General features: G+C 61.0%; 16 protein-coding genes. 7 read left to right on the top strand and 9 right to left on the bottom strand.

Annotated elements, in window-relative coordinates:
* Positions 1-180: 180 nt before the first annotated feature.
* The 5 genes from ACP7D9_RS09445 to ACP7D9_RS09425 form a co-directional block, all read right to left on the bottom strand.
* Positions 181-1,137: a 2-hydroxyacid dehydrogenase gene (locus ACP7D9_RS09445; protein WP_426156954.1), complete on the bottom strand. Its 957-nt coding sequence runs from the start codon at positions 1,135-1,137 to the stop codon at positions 181-183.
* A 31-nt stretch (positions 1,138-1,168) separates the two neighbouring features.
* Positions 1,169-1,927, bottom strand: coding sequence for an SDR family oxidoreductase (locus ACP7D9_RS09440; protein ID WP_426156952.1), 759 nt, complete (start codon positions 1,925-1,927; stop codon positions 1,169-1,171).
* Between the two features lie 33 nt (positions 1,928-1,960).
* Entirely contained in the window at positions 1,961-2,653 is a 693-nt protein-coding gene (locus ACP7D9_RS09435; RefSeq protein WP_101162308.1) for a fumarylacetoacetate hydrolase family protein, read from the bottom strand.
* A gap of 99 nt (positions 2,654-2,752) precedes the next feature.
* Complete coding sequence (locus tag ACP7D9_RS09430) at positions 2,753-4,102, bottom strand: MFS transporter (RefSeq protein WP_312998854.1); 1,350 nt, start codon at positions 4,100-4,102, stop codon at positions 2,753-2,755.
* A 359-nt stretch (positions 4,103-4,461) separates the two neighbouring features.
* On the bottom strand, positions 4,462-4,653 hold the full coding sequence (locus ACP7D9_RS09425; RefSeq protein ID WP_426156950.1) for a hypothetical protein: 192 nt from the start codon (positions 4,651-4,653) through the stop codon (positions 4,462-4,464).
* On the opposite strand from ACP7D9_RS09425, the gene ACP7D9_RS09420 reads away from it, so the two are divergent.
* Positions 4,644-5,576 (top strand): helix-turn-helix transcriptional regulator, encoded by a 933-nt coding sequence (locus tag ACP7D9_RS09420; protein WP_041478660.1) that lies wholly within the window; start codon positions 4,644-4,646, stop codon positions 5,574-5,576. The two genes, ACP7D9_RS09425 and ACP7D9_RS09420, sit on opposite strands and share 10 nt — an antisense overlap.
* Positions 5,577-5,584: 8 nt before the next feature.
* Here ACP7D9_RS09420 and ACP7D9_RS09415 read toward each other — a convergent pair whose 3' ends face one another.
* The 4 genes from ACP7D9_RS09415 to ACP7D9_RS09400 form a co-directional block, all read right to left on the bottom strand.
* Entirely contained in the window at positions 5,585-6,778 is a 1,194-nt protein-coding gene (locus ACP7D9_RS09415) for a GAF domain-containing sensor histidine kinase (RefSeq protein ID WP_426156947.1), read from the bottom strand.
* A gap of 125 nt (positions 6,779-6,903) precedes the next feature.
* Positions 6,904-9,072, bottom strand: coding sequence for a TonB-dependent siderophore receptor (locus ACP7D9_RS09410; protein WP_426156945.1), 2,169 nt, complete (start codon positions 9,070-9,072; stop codon positions 6,904-6,906).
* Positions 9,073-9,358: 286 nt separating this feature from the next.
* Positions 9,359-10,198, bottom strand: a complete 840-nt coding sequence (yghU, locus tag ACP7D9_RS09405) for a glutathione-dependent disulfide-bond oxidoreductase (protein ID WP_426156943.1) — start codon at positions 10,196-10,198, stop codon at positions 9,359-9,361.
* Positions 10,199-10,329: 131 nt separating this feature from the next.
* Positions 10,330-10,833, bottom strand: coding sequence for a cupin domain-containing protein (locus ACP7D9_RS09400; RefSeq protein ID WP_426156941.1), 504 nt, complete (start codon positions 10,831-10,833; stop codon positions 10,330-10,332).
* A gap of 180 nt (positions 10,834-11,013) precedes the next feature.
* Here ACP7D9_RS09400 and ACP7D9_RS09395 point away from each other — a divergent pair, with 180 nt between their 5' ends.
* From ACP7D9_RS09395 to ACP7D9_RS09370, 6 genes are all read left to right on the top strand, one after another.
* A complete protein-coding gene (locus ACP7D9_RS09395) occupies positions 11,014-12,801 on the top strand; it encodes a thiamine pyrophosphate-requiring protein (RefSeq protein ID WP_101162294.1) in 1,788 nt (595 codons plus the stop codon).
* 10 nt (positions 12,802-12,811) lie between these two features.
* Complete coding sequence (locus tag ACP7D9_RS09390) at positions 12,812-13,549, top strand: DUF72 domain-containing protein (protein ID WP_426156939.1); 738 nt, start codon at positions 12,812-12,814, stop codon at positions 13,547-13,549.
* 75 nt (positions 13,550-13,624) lie between these two features.
* Positions 13,625-14,512 carry a Dyp-type peroxidase gene (locus ACP7D9_RS09385; protein ID WP_312998875.1) on the top strand — a complete coding sequence of 296 codons (888 nt, stop codon included), beginning with the start codon at positions 13,625-13,627 and terminating at the stop codon, positions 14,510-14,512.
* Between the two features lie 9 nt (positions 14,513-14,521).
* Positions 14,522-15,490, top strand: a complete 969-nt coding sequence (locus ACP7D9_RS09380) for a Gfo/Idh/MocA family protein (protein ID WP_426156937.1) — start codon at positions 14,522-14,524, stop codon at positions 15,488-15,490.
* A gap of 221 nt (positions 15,491-15,711) precedes the next feature.
* On the top strand, positions 15,712-16,464 hold the full coding sequence (locus tag ACP7D9_RS09375) for a GntR family transcriptional regulator (RefSeq protein WP_426156935.1): 753 nt from the start codon (positions 15,712-15,714) through the stop codon (positions 16,462-16,464).
* Positions 16,461-18,191, top strand: coding sequence for a fumarate reductase/succinate dehydrogenase flavoprotein subunit (locus ACP7D9_RS09370; RefSeq protein WP_426156933.1), 1,731 nt, complete (start codon positions 16,461-16,463; stop codon positions 18,189-18,191). The genes ACP7D9_RS09375 and ACP7D9_RS09370 overlap by 4 nt, the downstream gene beginning before the upstream one ends.
* The last annotated feature ends 13 nt before the right edge of the window (positions 18,192-18,204 follow it).

Raw genomic sequence — 18,204 nt, 5'->3', positions numbered from 1 at the left:
AGGTCTTCGCCCTCACTCAGCCTGCCGACGGGCTTCAGGATCAAAAGCTACTCGAGCTTGCGCTCATCGTGTGTAGGAGCTGCCGTAGGCTGCGATCTTTTGCTTTTGCTTTTCTGTGGGAGCGAGCCTGCTCGCGAAGGCGGTATGTGCCGCGATCACGAACAGCGCTCCAGAACCGGTTCACCCCGTCACACACCCAACCGGCACTTTTCCCGCAAACGTATCAACCAGACTCGCCACCACCATTTCCCCCATCCGCGTGCGGGTCTGCAAGGTGGCGCTGGCCCGATGCGGTTGCAGCACCACTTGTTCATTAGCAAACAACGCTTCAGGCACAGTCGGTTCATCGACAAACACATCCAGCCCAGCCCCGGCAATCTCTCCCGCTGAAAGCGCGGCCACCAGATCCGTCTCATTCACCAGTTTGCCCCGGGCGACATTGATCAGATAACCGTCCTTGCCCAACGCTTGCAGCACTTGCGCGTCGATGATCGCTTCGCCCTTGTCCGCCGCCGCAGCGAGGATCAGGGCGTCGCTGTCGCGGGCCAATTGTTTGAGGTCGGCAACGAAGGTGTGCGGGACGTCATTCATCGGTTGCAGGTCGGTGTAGCTGATCGGGCAGCCGAAGGCGGCGGCGCGGGTGGCGATGGCGCGGCCGACGCGGCCCATGCCGACGATGCCGATGCGCATGCCGGACACTTGCCGCGCCAGCGGCAGGGGCGCGAGAGGGGTTGGGCTTTGCGGCCATTGGCCGGAGCGTACGTAGCGGTCGCTGGTGCACAGGCCGCGACACACCGATATGAGCAGGCCGATGGCGAGATCGGCGACGTCTTCGGTGAGTGCGCCAATGGTGGCGGTGACGCGGATGCCGCGGTCGCGGGCGTAGGCGAGGTCAACGGCGTCGGTACCAACGCCGTTGACCGCGACCACTTCCAGGTTCGGCAGTTGCGCCATCAGCGCCTGGCTGATGCCGGTGTGGCCGCCGGTGATCACGCCGCGAATGGTGGCGCCGTGTTCCTTCATATAGGCGGGTTTGTCCGTCTGCTGGAAGTAGCGGCGCACGGTAAACAGTTCTTCCAGGCGCGCGTTGATTTCCGGGATCAGGATCGGGCTCAGTTGCAGGATTTCTGGCTTCATGGCTACCTCGTTACGCAATAAAAAGGCCGGCTCAACCGCGGCCGGCAAACGGCATGGCACTGGCCATGACGGTCATGTTCAAAACGTTGGCCGACAGCGGCAGCCCGGCGATATAGCGCACCGCGTCGGCGACGTGGTTGACGTCGACCATTGGCTCGACGGCGATGCTGCCGTTGGCCTGGCGTACGCCTTTGGTCATGCGCACCGACATTTCCGTCAGGGCATTGCCGATGTCGATCTGGCTGCAGGCGATGTTGAATTCGCGGCCGTCCAGCGCCAGCGATTTGGTCAGGCCGAGCACGGCGTGTTTGCTCGCGGTGTAGGCGCTGCTGAACGGGCGCGGGGTGTGTGCGGAAATCGAACCGTTGTTGATGATCCGCCCGCCCTGTGGTTGTTGCTGGCGCATCAGCCCGAACGCGCCGCGGGCGCAGAGGAAGACGCCGTTGAGGTTGGTATCGATCACGTTGCGCCACTGCTCGAACGTCAGTTCATCCAGCGGCACAGCGGGGGCGTTGACGCCGGCGTTATTGAAGACCACGTCGAGGCGGCCGTAGACCTCAGCAATCGTTGCGAACAGCACATCGACACTGGCCGGATCACGCACGTCGGTGGGCACGGCCAAGGCTTGATGACCCTGGCTCTGCGCCAGTTCGACCAGCGCTTGCAAGGGCTCGGGCCGGCGTCCGGCGAGCACGAGGATGAAACCGTCCGCCATCAGGCCCAGCGCCACGGCTCGGCCGATACCACTGCCGGCGCCGGTGACCAGCGCGACTTTCAAAGGGGTAGTCATAGTGTTGTTCTCCTTTTTTCTGAATCAGCTGGATCAGGGACGTGGGCCGACGCGCATGTCCAATTGGCCGATGCCGTCGATGCCGGCGCTGATCACGTCGCCCGGTTGCAGGCCATCCACACCGGCGGGGCTGCCGGTCATGATCAGGTCGCCAGCGCGCAGGGCCACCGATTGCGAAATGCGCGCGATCACTTCACTGACCGACCAGATCTGGCTGTCGAGGTTGTCGCGTTGGCGTTCTTCGCCGTTGACGTTCAGCCACAGTTCGCCCTCGGGATGGCCGCAGCGGCTCACCGGCACGACGGCCGTCATCGGCGCGGCGCCGTCGAAGACCTTGGCACCTTCCCACGGCAAGCCGTTGCTCTTGGCTGCGCGCTGCACATCACGGCGGGTCAGGTCGAGGCCGGCGGCGTAGCCCCAGACGTAGGCCATAGCCTGATCTTCAGGGATATTGGCGCCGCCTTCACCGATGGCCACGACCAGTTCGATTTCGTGGACGAAGTCCTCGCACACCGAGGGGAAGGCGACGTCGCCGACGGCATCGACCACACAACTTGCCGGTTTCATGAAAAACACTGGCGGCTGGCGCGACTGGCCTTGCGCGTCCGGCCATGGATAGTTGCGGCCGACACAGAACACCCGGCCGACGGGGAAGCGTTGCTCGCTGCCGAGTACCGGCAAGGTCACGGGCAGATCCGGGGTAAAGACGTATTCGGTCATGTTCATCCTGCGGGTCATCCTGTTTGAAAGGGCAGCGTACGGCGGCTGGCATCGGCGAAGTTGGACGAAAGCCGCCTGCGTTTGGACAAATCCGGGTTATTGCGCTCAGCGCGCCTTCAGCTCAATGCGGTACAGGCGCCCGAGCAGCAACGAGTAGGAGAGGGTGCCGATCAGCGCCACGCCGCCAATGAACCAGAACGCATAGGCGAAGGTGCCGGTGGCGTGAACGATGGCGCCGATCACGATCGGCGTGACGATGCCGCCGATGTTCGCCGCCAGGCTGGTAATGCCGCCGGTGAGGCCGATCAGCTCTTTCGGCGCCACTTCCGAGACCGCCGCCCACGACGAGGACGCGATGCCTTGGGCGAAGAAGGCGATGGTCAGCACGGCGATGCAGATCAGGTTGGAATCAGTGAAATTCACCAGCACGATCGACATGCCCAGCATCGAACCGACTACCAGTGGCAACTTGCGCGCAAACGACATCGAGTAGCCGCGACGGATCAGCAGGTCGGAGACGATGCCGGCCAGCAGAATCCCCACCGTAGCGCCAACGAACGGCAGTACGGCGAAGATCCCGGCCTTGATCATGGTCAGTTTGCGTTCTTCGATCAGGTAGGTCGGGAACCAGGTGAGGAAGAAGTACAGCGCCGAGGTGCTGGCGAACTTGCCGATGCAAATTGCCCAGATCTGCCGATAGCTGAACAACTCGGCAATCTGCCGCCAGTTGAAACGGGTGCGCTCCTGACTGCTCTTGACCAGACCACCGCCTGTTTCGATGTACTTCAATTCTTCCTGGCTGACTTTTTTGCAGTTCAGCGGATCGCGATACAGGTACAGCCACAACACACCGAAGACGATGCCGAGTGCGCCGGTGCTGTAGAACACGTGGCGCCAATCAAAGGTGGTCGCCAGCCACAACAGCGCGCCGGTGAACAGCGCCGTGCCGAGGTACTGGCCGCACACATAAATACTGCTGGCCATTCCGCGTTCCCGCGCCGGGAACCACACCGTCACGGCACGACTGTTGGCCGGGAAGGCCGGGGCTTCCATGGCGCCGACCGCCAGGCGCAGGCCGAACAGCGAGGCAAATCCCGTCGCGAACCCTTGGCAAACGGTGACGGTCGACCAGCTGATCAGCGATACGCCGTAGGTAAAGCGCGAGCCAAACCGATCGGCAATGAAGCCGGCGGGCACCAGCGCCAGCGCATAAGTCCAGGCGAATGCAGAGAAGATCAGGCCCATCTCGATCTTGTCCAGGCCAAGATCCTTGGCCATGAATGGCGCGGCGATCGAGATGTTCACCCGGTCGATGTAATTGATGATCGTCGCGATCAGCAGCAACGACAGCATGAACCAGCGCCGCCGCGTTGGCAGGCGCTGCGCCGTAACCGCATCGCGTGCGCCGGCTATCACCGGCGGGACAGTGGCACTTGAGGAATGGGAGTTGGACATGCGGAGACCTCGTTATTGTTAGAAGAGTCGAGATTTTTCGAGCAGCCGATGCCGTTGCCCGCAACGTGTGGGGCAAGGCAATCGAACGGGTTGCAGCCTGGGTTTCAGACGTTCAGGAACGTCTTTGTGCAATTGGTTTCAAGGGGAGGTCGGGCGGGGCGGCGAGGGGAAATAGCAGGATCATGACGTGCGCACCTTTGATTGTTTTTGAAAGAGGTTGGGCTGCGTTGGTCATTACAGTGGTCGTACAACGGTTCTAAATCAACCGATGGGTTAGAACGTTTTTTCTTGAAAAAAGTGGATTTGACGAACCTGTCCAAAAAGATAAATACGATTTATCTTGAGAATAAAGATCAGATTCAAATCACAAACAACTGAAAAATAATGACTTTCAATATTGTTAAGCGAATGCGGTTTTTGGACAGGCACATGGTGAGGCTTCTTTCAAAAAAGCCAGCGTCATCGTATGACTCATTGCCGCCCACCGCCCAACCCTGCAAGATGGCAGGCGCTACCTCACTGCCCGGAGGACCTTCTGCCCATGTCTTCACCCAGCCGTATCCCTACTTACGTCATGCAGCAACGCAGCGAATTGACCGATTTCTACATTCGCGACAAAAAGGGCCGGCGCGCCGAAACCGCTCCTCACCGGCACGAGTACTTCCAGATCCAGATCAACCTCGGTGGCGACACCGTGCAGCACATCGGCAGCGTCCAGCGGCCATTTCCCCGCAACACTTTGGCGTTCATCCTGCCGCACCGCGTGCACGTGATTCCGCATCCCGCAGACAGTAATTTCATCGTCATCAATTTTTCCCAGACGTTTCTCTTGCCGCATCTGCAATGCGATCCGATGGACCTGGAAGAGGTGTCGATCCTGCTCGCGCCGGAGCTGTCGCCGTTCCGCTTTCAGGAACACCTGGATTTCATTCTGGGCGATGAGGATTTCGCTCAGGTCTGTGGTTTGATCGAGCAGATGCGCAGTCTTGATGAGAACCGTCAGTTCGGTACGCGCGAAATGCTCAAGGGCTTGTTGCTGCAAATGATTGGCAGCGTGTGTTTTCTTTACGCCGAGCCGCTCAAGCGCCTGGCAGAAGAGAATGCGGCCGAGAACAGCCGTCGCGACGCCTTGAGCCGAATGTTCGAGTATTTGCGGAAGAACATCGCCGATCCTGATCTCAATCTGATCAAGGTTGCAGCTGCGACTTATCTGTCACCGACTTACCTGACGCACTGGCTGCGCAAGGAAATCGGCAAGACCTTCACCGAGCTGGTGCTGGAGCGGCGCATGCACGCCGCGCGCAACTTCCTGCTCAACAGCACGCGCTCGGTAGGCGAAGTGGCGCGGTTGTGCGGATTCGCCGATGAGGCTTATTTCTCCCGGCGTTTTCGCCAGATTCATGGCCAGCCACCGGGGCAGTTTCGTCGCCGCCAGCTCAACCCGGACACGCCGCAGACACCGTTGAATACGTAGAACGGTGCTCAGACCCACTTGAAGCGGGCGGGGAAGCGCGCCACGAAACAGGTGCCCGCTTCACTGTTGGACGTCACGCTCAAGGTGCCGTTGTGCGCATTGGCAATTTGCCCGGCGATGTACAAGCCCAATCCCAACCCTTCATTACGCTGGCCCGCTTCGGAGCGCGAAAACGGCTCGAACAGCAGTGGCATCAGCGCAGGCGGGATCGGCGCGCCCTGGTTGATCAGCGAAATGACAATTTCGTCGCCCTCGGCGCAAGCCTTGAGCACGATTGGTTCGGCGGTGGAACCGTGAGTCACGGCGTTGCCCAGCAGGTTCGACAACAACTGGCTGATGCGCAGCGGGTCGCAATAGACGCCGGCCGGCACATCAAGCACATCAATGAACTGCGCCTGCGGGTAGGCCGCCTGCACTTCTCCAAGGGTCTGGCGTAATGTCTGTTGCAGGTCATCGACCAATTTGCGCTGCACCGGAATCCCGCTGCCCAAGCGGCCCCGGGCAAAGTCGAGGATGTTTTCGATCAGCACGCCCATGCGCACCGAGCTGGTGCGGATCGCCGACAGCAGCGTGCGCGAGCGCTTGTCCTCGGCTTTGCTTTGCAGCAGGTCGGCGCTCATGCGAATGGCGCTGAGTGGCGTGCGCAAGTCGTGGCCCAGTACGGCGATGAATTGCTCGCGCAGGCGACCCATTTCATTGGCGTCGGCCAACGCGGTTTTGGTTGCGTGCAAATGGCCCTGGGTATCCAGACTCATCGCAATCAACTGGGCGAAAAGGGTGAGGGTCTTTTCGATGGCTGAGTCATCGAGATTGGCCGGCACCGAATCGATGGCGCACAGCGTGCCGAAGAATTCGCCGTTGGCCTTGATGATGGGAATCGAGATGTAGCTTTCCAGCCCGTAGGTTTTCGGCGTGTGGTGCGAGGAGAACACCGGATGCTGGCTCGCGTGGCCGAAGATCACTGGTTGATGATGCTGGCGGATTTCATGACAAATCGTCGACTCAAGCACCAGTTCTCCGCCGGGCAACAGCCCGAAGTCGATCGAGTCATCCACGGCGCAGGCGATCCACTTGCTCTCGGTGACCCGCGCGACGGCGGCGAAGCGCATGCCGGTCATGTGTTTGACCATGCTCAGAATCACCGGCACAGCGTCAATGCTGCCGATGGCTTGGAGGTCGGAGGAAAAATCTGTCTGGGGCATGGCCGGCGCTTCGCGAAAGTGTCGCCAGAGACTATCGGTAATTGCCGGTCGTGCCTAATGAACATGCAAAAAAGGCGCCGGGAAAACTCCCGGCGCCCTGTGTGTCAAGCGCTGATCGTTATCGATCAGAACTTGTACTTGGCCGTCATCATGTAGCTGCGCGGCGTGCCGTAGTTGTCGGTCGAGCCCCACGTCACATCGCTTCCGATGGAGGAGTAGTACGTGCGATCGAAAATGTTGTTGGCGTTGACCTGCAGGTCGAGGTGCTTGTTGACCTCATAACCGGCCATCAGGTCGGTAACCGCGTAGCCGCCCTGTTCGAGCCGGTAGCTGCCGCCGTTGGCCAGGGCGATGTCGTTGTACATCCGGCTCTGCCAGTAGACGTTGCCGCCCACGCGCAGTTTTTCCAGCGGGCCTTTGAAGCGGTATACGGTGGAAACCTTGAACAGATGCTCCGGCATGTCGGTGTCGAATTTCTGATTATTGTTGGCCGGGTTTTCGTCCTTGATGTAGTGGGCGCGGGTATAGGTGTAGCCGGCGCCGACTTGCCATTGCTCGGTCAGCGCACCCTGCAGTTCCATGTCCACGCCTTGAGCGCGAACCTTGCCGGAGGTTTCGTAGCAGGTCAGTTCCGGGCAGCCGAGCTGGGTCGCCGCCTGGGTGGCGCGGTTGGTCTGGTCCATTTGGAACACCGCTACGCTGCCGTTCAGCGCACCGTCGAAGTATTCGCCTTTGATGCCGACTTCGTAGTTTTCACCGACGATTGGCTCCAGCACTTTGCCGCCAAGATCTTTCTGGGTTTGCGGGGTGAAAATGTCGGTATAGCTGGCGTAGACCGAGTGATGGTCATCGAGCTTGTAGATAAGGCCAGCGTAACGGGTCAGGTTACGGGTGACTTTGAAGTCGCCGTCGGCGCTGCGATCGTCGTAGTCATACCAGTCCAGACGACCGCCGAGGATCAGCGTCAGCGGGTCGGCGAGGCTCAAGCGGGTGGTCAGGTAAACCGCGTCCTGAGTGGTGACGTTGCGCGACTTGCCACTGCGCACGAAGTCAGGCTTGGGCGCGGCGATCGGCAGGCCGGTGTCGTAGGGCGAGTATTCCTTGGTGGTGGCGTCGTACACGCGGTTGCTCGCGCCGACCACTAATTCGTGGGTGCGACCGAACGCTTCGAACGGGCCGCTGGCAAAACCGTCGAACGCGCGTTGTTTGTCGGTGTGGTGCGATTGATAGGCGGTGGTTTCCAGCGGGCCGTCGTAGCGCGAAAGGTAGGTGCCGGAGAATTCGCCATCGAGTGTCGAAGTCGAACCGCCCAGATGCAGTTTCCAGTCGTTGGCGAAACGGTGTTCGACTTCGCCAAACACGGTGTCGATCTGCAGCTTGCGGTTTTCCCAATCGGTGCCCGGGTAAGTGGAGCGGGGGAGGTCGAGGTGGTGGCCGTCTTCGCCGATGGGCAGGCCGCCCCAGAAATAGTTGGTCTGATCGTTCTGCCGGGAGAAGCCAAGGGTCGCGGTGGTGCTGTCGCTCAGGTCGGCTTCACCGATGGCGTAGAACAAGCCGTGATCGTTTTCTTCCTTGTCGCGGAAGCTGTCGGCGCCCTGATACGACGTCACCACGCGGCCACGCAGCGTGCCGCTGTCATTGAGCGGGCTCGAGGCGTCGACTTCACCACGGTAGTCATCCCAACTGCCGGCGGCGCCGGTGAGCGTCACGCGCTGGTCGGCGGTCGGGCGCTTGCGCACCATGTTGATCGCCGCCGACGGGTTGCCGGCACCGGTGACCAGACCGGTCGCACCCCGCACGATTTCCACCCGGTCGAACATCGCCAGGTTCGGTTGCACGGCCAGAGTGAACGGCGAATACGAGCTGGGCAGGCCGTCGTACATGATGTTGTCGATGTCGAAACCGCGCGCCTTGTAAGTCTGCCGGCCCGGACCGCTGGCCTCGCTGAGGAACAGCCCCGGCGTGCCACGCACCACGTCGTTGACGCTGGTCATGTTCTGGTCGTCCATGCGCTGACGGGTGATAACCGTCACCGCCTGCGGCGTTTCGCGCATGGTCAGCGACAGCTTGGTGGCGGTCTGCATCGGCCCGGTGGTGTAGGACTGTGTGTCTTCGGTGGTGCTGCTCATCTGCGTGGCGCCGATTTCGGTCGCTTGCAGTTCAAGCGGGCCGTTCGCGGGTGCAGTGGAGGCAGCTTCCTCGGCCAGCACAGGTGCGATGCTCGCCATGCCGATGGCGATCGCGAGCAGGTTAGGTGAAAGATTCGAACGGCGGTGGAGGTTGTGAAACGACATCTATCTGCTTCCCCAAAATTACCCAAACGAAACTGATGCGAGTGCATGTAAGAATTATTCGCATTAGTATGTAGGAAGTTTCTTGGGGAATAAACCCGTACGGGTCAGTGAGTTAATGATTTTTTCACAATTGAATCGATGCTCTCGTGGAAACTAATGTGGGAGCGGGCTTGCTCGCGAGAGCGTCGTGTCAGCCAACCCATTTGTTGAATGACACGACGCTTTCGCGAGCAAGCCCGCTCCCACAGTTTTTGCCTGGTGGTCGGTCAGACAGACCGCGTCTGGTTCAATTCAGATCTTCTGCCCCATGCCGCTCCGGCACCTGACTGTCTTCATCGCCCCAGGTGCGATTCACTCGCTGCCCACGCATGACCGCCGGCCGCTTGGCGATTTCTTCCGCCCAGCGCTGTACATGGGTGTACTCGTGCGCCGCGAGAAATTCCGCCGCCGAGTAAACGTTGTTGCGCACCAGTTGCCCGTACCAGGGCCATACGGCGATGTCGGCGATGGTGTAATCGTCGCCGGCCAGATAGGCGTTGTCGGCGAGACGGCGGTTGAGTACATCCAGCTGCCGTTTGGCTTCCATGGTGAAGCGGTTGATCGGGTATTCGAGCTTCTCCGGCGCATAAGCATAGAAATGCCCGAAGCCACCGCCCAGATAAGGCGCCGAGCCCATTTGCCAGAACAGCCAGTTGAGGGTTTCGGTGCGACCGGCCGGATCCTTGGGCAGCAAGGCGCCGAACTTTTCCGCCAGGTACAGCAGGATCGAGCCGGACTCGAAAACCCGGATCGGTGGCTCGACGCTGCGATCCAGCAGCGCCGGAATCTTCGAATTGGGATTGACCTCGACAAAGCCGCTGGAGAACTGATCGCCCTCGCCAATGCGGATCAGCCAGGCGTCATACTCAGCCTCGCTGTGCCCAAGCGCGAGCAACTCTTCGAGCATGATGGTGACCTTTACACCGTTGGGCGTCGCCAGCGAATACAGCTGCAACGGATGCTTGCCGACCGGCAGCTCCTTGTCATGGGTGGGCCCGGCGATCGGCCGGTTGATGCTGGCGAAGTGGCCGCCAGAAGGGGCTTCGTTTTTCCAGACCTTGGGCGGAACGTAAGACGCGTTGCTCATGAAACGGACCTCGTCGATGCTGGGAGCGAACAGGTAGACACCGTATCTCGAAAGGATTGAGAACACTACCTTGTGCGAGCTGGCACAAATCTCCGATCAGAGCGAGCCTGCTCGCGAAAGTGTCGCCGCGCCTAACGGCTCCAATGCTGCCCAACCGCACCGCCGGCTCCCTGCACCGGATCTGTCTCGGGAAACGCAAGGCCCTCGATCCGCGCCAACTGCGCATCACTCGGCGCGGCCCGGCAAATATCCGCCTGCTGCCCCGGTGGATACGCACCCACCACGAGAAAGTCCGCACTCGAGCCCAGATTGCAGTGCCCGGTCCCGGCCGGCAGCAACAGCACATCCCCGGCACTGACGACCACCTCCTGCCCATCAGGCCCGCCCAGCATCAACCGCGCCTGACCCGCCGCCACGCCAAGCACTTCGTGGCCTTCGGTGTGGTAGTGGTGATAGTCATAAATGCCGTAGCGCCACTGCGCTGGCCAGCCATTGGCACCGAACGTCTGCTCGAAGCGCGCCGCCGGATCGTCGCCCTCAATGGCCACCGCGCTGCGGTAGATCAGCACCGGCAGACACGGATTGTTCGGCACCCAGTCATTGCGTTCCAGCAGCAGGGTTTGTACTTCGGTCATGGCCCATCCTCCTTCGATCATTTCTCAATCGACCACAGAGCAGGGCGCTCGCCTCAAAAAAACATCTGCGCGCAAACACGGCGCCTGAGCCCGTGCCCGCGCAATCCAGCGAAACTTCATCGCGCAGAGCACTGTCCAGACCCTTACATGTCCATGCAGCGGTAAATGGCGAGGGTCAAGATGACGATGACAGTAGGGGATTTTCTGGTTGAACGGCTCAGCGAGTGGGGCGTGACGCGGATTTTTGGCTATCCGGGCGATGGCATCAACGGTGTGTTTGGCGCGATGAGCCGGGCCAAGGGCAAGATCGAATTCGTCCAGGCGCGACACGAGGAAATGGCTGCGTTCATGGCCTCGGCCCACGCCAAGTTTACCGGCGAGCTGGGGGTGTGCATCGCTACCTCCGGCCCCGGTGCTTCGCACCTGATCACCGGCCTCTACGATGCGCGCATGGACCACATGCCAGTCCTGGCCATCGTCGGCCAGCAAGCGCGCACGGCGCTGGGCAGCCACTACCAGCAAGAGCTGGATCTGGTGTCGATGTTCAAGGATGTCGCCGGTGCTTTTGTGCAGCAGGCTTCGGCGCCTTCGCAAGTGCGCCATCTGCTTGATCGCGCGGTGCGCACTGCGGTCGGCGAGCGCCGGGTCACCGCACTGATTCTGCCCAATGACTTGCAGGATCTGCCCTACGAACAACCGGCGCGCGCCCATGGCACCGCGCATTCCGGCGTCGGGTATAGCAAGCCGAAAGTCGTTCCTTATGCGGCCGATCTGCAACGCGCCGCCGAGGTGCTGAACAGTGGCGAGAAAGTCGCGATTCTGGTCGGTGCCGGCGCGTTGGAGGCGACCGATCTGGTCATCGCCGTAGCGGAAAAGCTCGGCGCGGGTGTTGCTAAAGCCTTGTTGGGCAAAGCAGCGCTGCCCGACGATTTGCTGTGGGTCACCGGCAGCATCGGCCTGCTCGGCACCGAGCCCAGCTACAAGCTGATGAGCGAGTGTGACACCTTGCTGATGATCGGCTCGGGCTTCCCGTATTCCGAGTTTCTGCCCAAGGAAGGCCAGGCGCGCGGCGTGCAGATCGACTTGCAGCCGGACATGCTCAGCCTGCGTTATCCGATGGAGGTCAATCTGGTCGGTGATTCAGCGGAAACCCTCGCCGCGTTGCTGCCGCTGCTGGAACAGAAGACCTCAAGCAAATGGCGCAAGAAGATCGAAGGCTGGCGCAGCAGCTGGGAGAAAACCCTGGAAAAACGCGCCATGGCCAAAGCCGATCCGGTCAACCCGCAACGGGTGGTCTACGAGTTGTCACCGCGCTTGCCCGAGCAGGCCATCATCACCAGCGACTCCGGCTCGTGCGCCAACTGGTATGCCCGAGATCTGAAAATCCGTCGCGGCATGAAATGCTCTTTGTCCGGTGGTCTGGCTTCAATGGGCGCGGCGGTGCCGTATGCGATCGCAGCAAAATTCGCTTTTCCCGAGCGACCGGTCATTGCCCTGGTCGGCGACGGCGCGATGCAGATGAACAACATGGCCGAGCTGATCACCGTCGCCAAATACTGGCGGCAATGGCAGAGCCCGAAATGGATCTGCGCGGTGTTCAACAACGAAGATCTCAATCAAGTCACCTGGGAACAGCGGGTGATGGAGGGCGATCCCAAGTTCGAAGCGTCGCAGAGCATTCCCGACGTGCCGTACCACCTGTTTGCGATTTCCATTGGTCTCAAGGGCATTTTCGTGGATCGCGAAGAAGACGTGGCGTCTGCATGGGAGCAGGCGCTCGCCTCGGAAGTGCCGGTGCTGATCGAGTTCAAGACCGACCCGAACGTGCCGCCGCTGCCGCCGCATATCAAGCTTGAGCAAGCGAAGAAATTCGCCACGACGTTGCTCAAAGGCGATCCGGACGAAGCCGGGGTGATCGTGCAGACCGCCAAGCAGGTGCTGGGCGCCGTGTTGCCGGGCAAGAAATGACGGTGTGCGCTTGAACGAACCAGCGATATTCATCGGTTGCGCCGGCTGGAGTCTCGGGCGCGAGCACTGGCCGGCATTCCCCGCCGAGGGCACGCACCTGCAACGCTACGCCGCGCGCTTCAACTGTGTGGAGATCAACAGCTCGTTCTATCGTCCGCATCGGCGCCAGACCTATGAGCGCTGGGCCAATTCGGTGGCGCCGGACTTTCGCTTTGCAGTCAAAGTGCCGAAGCTCATTACCCACGAGCAACGGCTGGCGGACAGCGCGGCTGCCCTTGATGAGTTTCTCGGACAGTGCCAGGGCTTGGGTGATCGGCTCGGCTGCCTGCTGGTGCAACTGCCACCGAAACTGGCGTTTGAGGCGCCGGTGGCCGAGGCGTTTTTTCGTGCCCTGCGCGAGCGGTTCCAAGGCCGCGTGGTGCTGGAACCGCGACACGAATCGTGGACTGACGCTGAGGCCATGCTGGTGGATCTGCAGATTGCCCAAGCGGTGGTCGATCCATCGAGGATCAGCACCGATACCGCGCCGGGCGGCTGGCAAGGCCTGCACTATTGGCGCCTGCATGGCTCGCCACGGATTTATCACAGCGCCTATGAAGCGCCTTGGCTGCAACAGCTTGCCCAAAACCTGCGGCGCGCGAATGCCGAAGGCAAGGGCATCTGGTGCATCTTCGATAACACCGCCAGCGGTGCCGCCACGGCCGATGCGCTGGCTTTGAAGGCGTTGATCGAAGACCGTTCACCCTGAAACGGCAACGCTCGCGCCACCCACACAAACCCTCCGGCTACAGGTAAACTCCGCGCACTTTTTCAAGGAGTTCACATGAGTTACTACCAGCCGGGCATTCTCGCCACCCCTGTTCCAGCGCAAGCACGTCATCTGTTTTTCGCCCTGGCGTCGGTTGAAGCCTTGCCGCAAGCGATCGACAACCTGCTGATGCTGGTAGATGGCAAGTCGGCGGTGGTGGGTTTTGGTGAGTCGTTGACCAAGGCGTTGAACGTAGAAATCGCTGGCCTGCGCAGCTTCCCGGCGCTGACCGGCGTTGGCGTGAACAACCCGTCGACCCAGCATGCCCTGTGGATCTGGCTGCACGGGATTGACCGGGGTGAGCTGCTCAACCGTTGCAGTGCCTTCGAGGCGGCGCTGGCCCCGGCCTTGCGTCTGGTAGAGATGCAGGAAGCTTTCCGCCACATGGACGGCCACGATCTCACCGGTTACGAGGACGGCACGGAAAACCCGCACGATGACGCCGCTGTCGCCGCCGCGCTGCTGAGCACCGGCGCTGACGGGCTGGTCGGCGGCAGCTTCGCCGCGATCCAGCAATGGCAGCATGACCTCAAGGGCTTTCATCGCCTGTCTGCCGGCGCCAAGGACGACATCATGGGGCGTCGCTTGAGCGATAACGAAGAAATTGATGACGCGCCGATTTCCGCCCACGTCAAACGCACCGCACAGGAAAGCTTTGCGCCCGAAGCGTTTGTCGTGCGCCGTTCGATGCCTTGGATCGAAGGCGATCGGGCCGGATTGATGTTCCTTGCTTTCGGTTTCTCGCTGGATGCCTTCGAAGCACAACTGCGGCGCATGAGCGGTCTGGAGGACGGCATTGCCGATGGCTTGTACCAGATCAGCCGACCGATCACCGGCGGCTACTACTGGTGCCCGCCACTCAAGGACGGACGCCTTGATCTGCGCGCGCTGCGCATCGGCTGAGGACTGGAGATGAACGTGGTGCGCTGGGGCATGATCGGTTGCGGCAGTGTCGCGGAATGCAAGAGCGGGCCGGCCTTCTACAAAGCGCCCGGTTCGGCACTGGTCGCGGTGATGGGCCGACGCTTCGAAGCGGTGACCGACTACGCCGCGCGCCACGGCATCAGTCGCGTCTACACCGATGTCGATGCGCTGATCAACGATCCGCAAGTTGACGCGGTGTATATCGCCACACCGCCTGACAGCCACCACGCCTACAGCCTGAAAGTCGCTGCCGCCGGCAAGCATTGCTGCGTGGAAAAACCCATGGCGCTTAATGCCGGGCAGAGCCGTGAGATGCAGCAAGCGTTTGCCGCTGCCGGTCTGCATTTGTTCGTCTCGTATTATCGCCGCTCGCTGCCGCGCTTTGCGCAGGTGCGGCGATGGCTGGAGGAGGGGCGCATCGGTGATGTCCGCCATCTGAGCTGGACGCTGACGAAAGCGCCGTCGCCGGCTGATCTAGAGGGTCGGGATAATTGGCGCACCGATCCGGCGGTGGCGGGCGGTGGTTACTTTGCCGACCTGGCCAGCCATGGCCTGGACCTGTTTCAGTATCTGCTCGGCGACATCGTTGAAGTCGCCGGCTTCACCGCGCATCAGGCGGGTTTGTACGCGGCGGAAGATGCGGTCAGCGCCAGTTGGCGATTCGCCTCCGGGGCGCTGGGCATGGGCTGCTGGAATTTTGTTGCGGACCGGCGTGAGGACCGCGTCGAGATTATCGGCAGCCAGGGACGTATCGGTTTTTCGGTGTTTGATGAGCATCCGGTGCAACTGTTTGCGGATCAACAGATCAGCCTGGAGATCGCTCATCATGAGCATATCCAGTGGCATCACGTGCTGGGGATGAATGCGCATATTCGCGGGGAATCCCACCATCCTGCCGTGGCCGAGCAAGCCGTCAAGACCGACTGGGTCATGGACCGGATCCTCAAACGCGTCTGATATCCCGATCACACATCGACTCCATTGTGGGAGCGGGCTTGCTCGCGAAAGCGGTTTTGCTGTTAGCTAATTCTTCGCTGACACACCGCCTTCGCGAGTAGCCCGCTCCCACATTTTGGATCTCCTGTAACCATCTAAGGTTATGCCCAAACAATATTTCTCAACCTCGTCATAACCTCTCTAAGATCACGTCATAACTCGTTATAACAAGTGATCCCGTGATGACCGATAACGTTCTCTCCCTCAGCAGCGTTCCGCTGCACACCCAACTGCGCGATGTGCTGCGTGCGCGGATTCTCGACGGTGAATACCCGCAAGACAGTCAGATGCCTTCCGAAAGCGAGCTGGGTGCGCTGTTCAAAGTCAGCCGCATCACCGTGCGCCAGGCGCTGGGTGATCTGCAAAAGGAAGGGCTGATCTTCAAGATCCACGGCAAAGGGACTTTTGTCGCCAAGCCGAAAACCTTTCAGAACGTCAGCAGCCTGCAAGGCCTCGCCGAGTCGATGACCGGGCGCGGCTACGAGGTGATAAACCGTCTGCGCAGTTTCAAATTCATTCCAGCCGACAAGCGCGTCGCCGAGCGGTTGCAGGTGGCCGAAGGCGAGATTGTCGCGCAGATCAAACGCGTGCGGCTGATCAACCGCGAGCCGATCTCGCTGGAAATCACCTACCTGCCCAAAGCTGTCGGCGAGCGGCTGGAGAAGGCGGATCTGGTCACCCGGGACATTTTCCTGATCCTTGAAAACGACTGCGGCATCGCCCTCGGCCACGCCGATCTGGCCATCGACGCGGTACTGGCAGACAGCGATCTGACCCAGGCGCTAGACGTCGAAGCCGGCTCGCCGATCATGCGTATCGAGCGCCTGACCCACGACGCCCAAGGCCAGCCGCTGGACTTCGAACACCTTTATTACCGTGGCGACGCGTTCCAGTACCGCCTGCGGATCGATCGGCAAAAAGGGGAGCAGGCATGACGCGCAATACGCTGGAGCAGGAATACGACATTGTCGTGATTGGTGGCGGTACAGCCGGGCCAATGGCGGCGATCAAGGCCAAAGAGAAGAACCCCGATTTGCGCGTGCTGCTGGTCGACAAGGCCAACGTCAAACGCAGCGGGGCGATCAGCATGGGCATGGACGGCCTGAACAACGCGATCATCCCGGGGCATTCGACGCCGGAGCAGTACACCAAGGAAATCACCATCGCCAACGACGGCATCGTCAATCAGGCGGCGGTGTACGCCTATGCGACGCACAGTTTTGAAACCATCGAACAACTCGACCGCTGGGGCGTGAAGTTCGAGAAGGACGAGACCGGCGACTACGCGGTGAAAAAGGTCCACCACATGGGCGCCTATGTGCTGCCGATGCCGGAAGGGCACGACATCAAGAAAGTCCTGTATCGGCAGTTGAAACGCGCGCGGGTAAGCATCACCAATCGCCTGGTCTGCACGCGTTTGCTGACCGACGAGGAGGGCGCGGTCAACGGTGTGATGGGCTTCGATTGCCGCACCGCCGACTTCCATGTCATCAAGGCGAAAGCGGTGATTCTCGCCTGCGGCGCGGCCGGACGCCTCGGTCTGCCGTCGTCGGGCTACTTGATGGGCACCTACGAAAACCCGACCAATGCCGGCGACGGCTATGCGATGGCCTATCACGCCGGCGCTGAACTGGCCAATCTCGAGTGCTTCCAGATCAACCCGCTGATCAAGGATTACAACGGCCCGGCGTGTGCCTACGTCACCGGCCCGCTGGGTGGCTACACCGCCAACAACAAAGGCGAACGCTTCATCGAGTGCGACTACTGGAGCGGGCAGATGATGTGGGAATTTCATCAGGAACTGGAGAGCGGCAACGGTCCGGTGTTTCTCAAGCTCGATCACCTGGCCGAGGAAACCATCCAGAACATCGAGGAAATCCTGCACAGCAACGAGCGCCCGAGCCGTGGTCAGTTCCACGCCAATCGCGGCACCGACTACCGCACGCAGATGGTCGAAATGCACATTTCGGAAATCGGTTTCTGCAGCGGCCATTCGGCGTCGGGCGTGTGGGTCAATGAGCGTGCCGAGACGTCGGTCAAAGGCTTGTACTCGGCCGGCGACATGGCCGCGGTGCCGCACAACTACATGCTCGGCGCGTTCACTTATGGTTGGTTCGCCGGGCACAACGCGGCGGACTTTGTTGCCGGGCGCGATTTTTCTGCACTGGACAGCGAGCAGATCGCCAGGGAAAAAGCCCGGGTCTATGCGCCGCTTGATCGCGAACACGGCCTGCCGCCGGCGCAGGTCGAGTACAAGCTGCGGCGCTTCGTCAACGACTATCTGCAACCGCCGAAAGTGACCAAAAAGATGCAGATCGGCCTGCAGCGCTTCAGCGACATTGAACGCGATCTCGAGCAGATGAAGGCCAACAATGCCCACGAATTGATGCGCGCGATGGAAACCAGCGTGATCCGCGACTGCGCCGAAATGGCCGCCCGCGCCTCGTTGTTCCGCGCCGAAAGCCGCTGGGGCCTGTACCACTATCGCGTCGATCATCCGCAGCGCAACGACGCCGAATGGTTCTGCCATTGCCATCTGAAGAAGGGCGAAGACGGGGCCATGACCAGTTTCAGGAAAGCCGTCGAGCCCTACATCATCCCGCTCGACGCCGAAGAAATGCAGGCCTACGACCGCTTGCGCGTGGGCGCCTTCGCCGCTTGATGCACGACTAAAC

The organism is Pseudomonas sp. TSRC2-2 (assembly GCF_049897785.1).
In the GTDB taxonomy this organism is placed as follows: Bacteria; Pseudomonadota; Gammaproteobacteria; order Pseudomonadales; family Pseudomonadaceae; genus Aquipseudomonas.
Note: the sequence above shows the minus strand (reverse complement) of the source record. Positions and strands in the feature narration are given on the sequence as shown.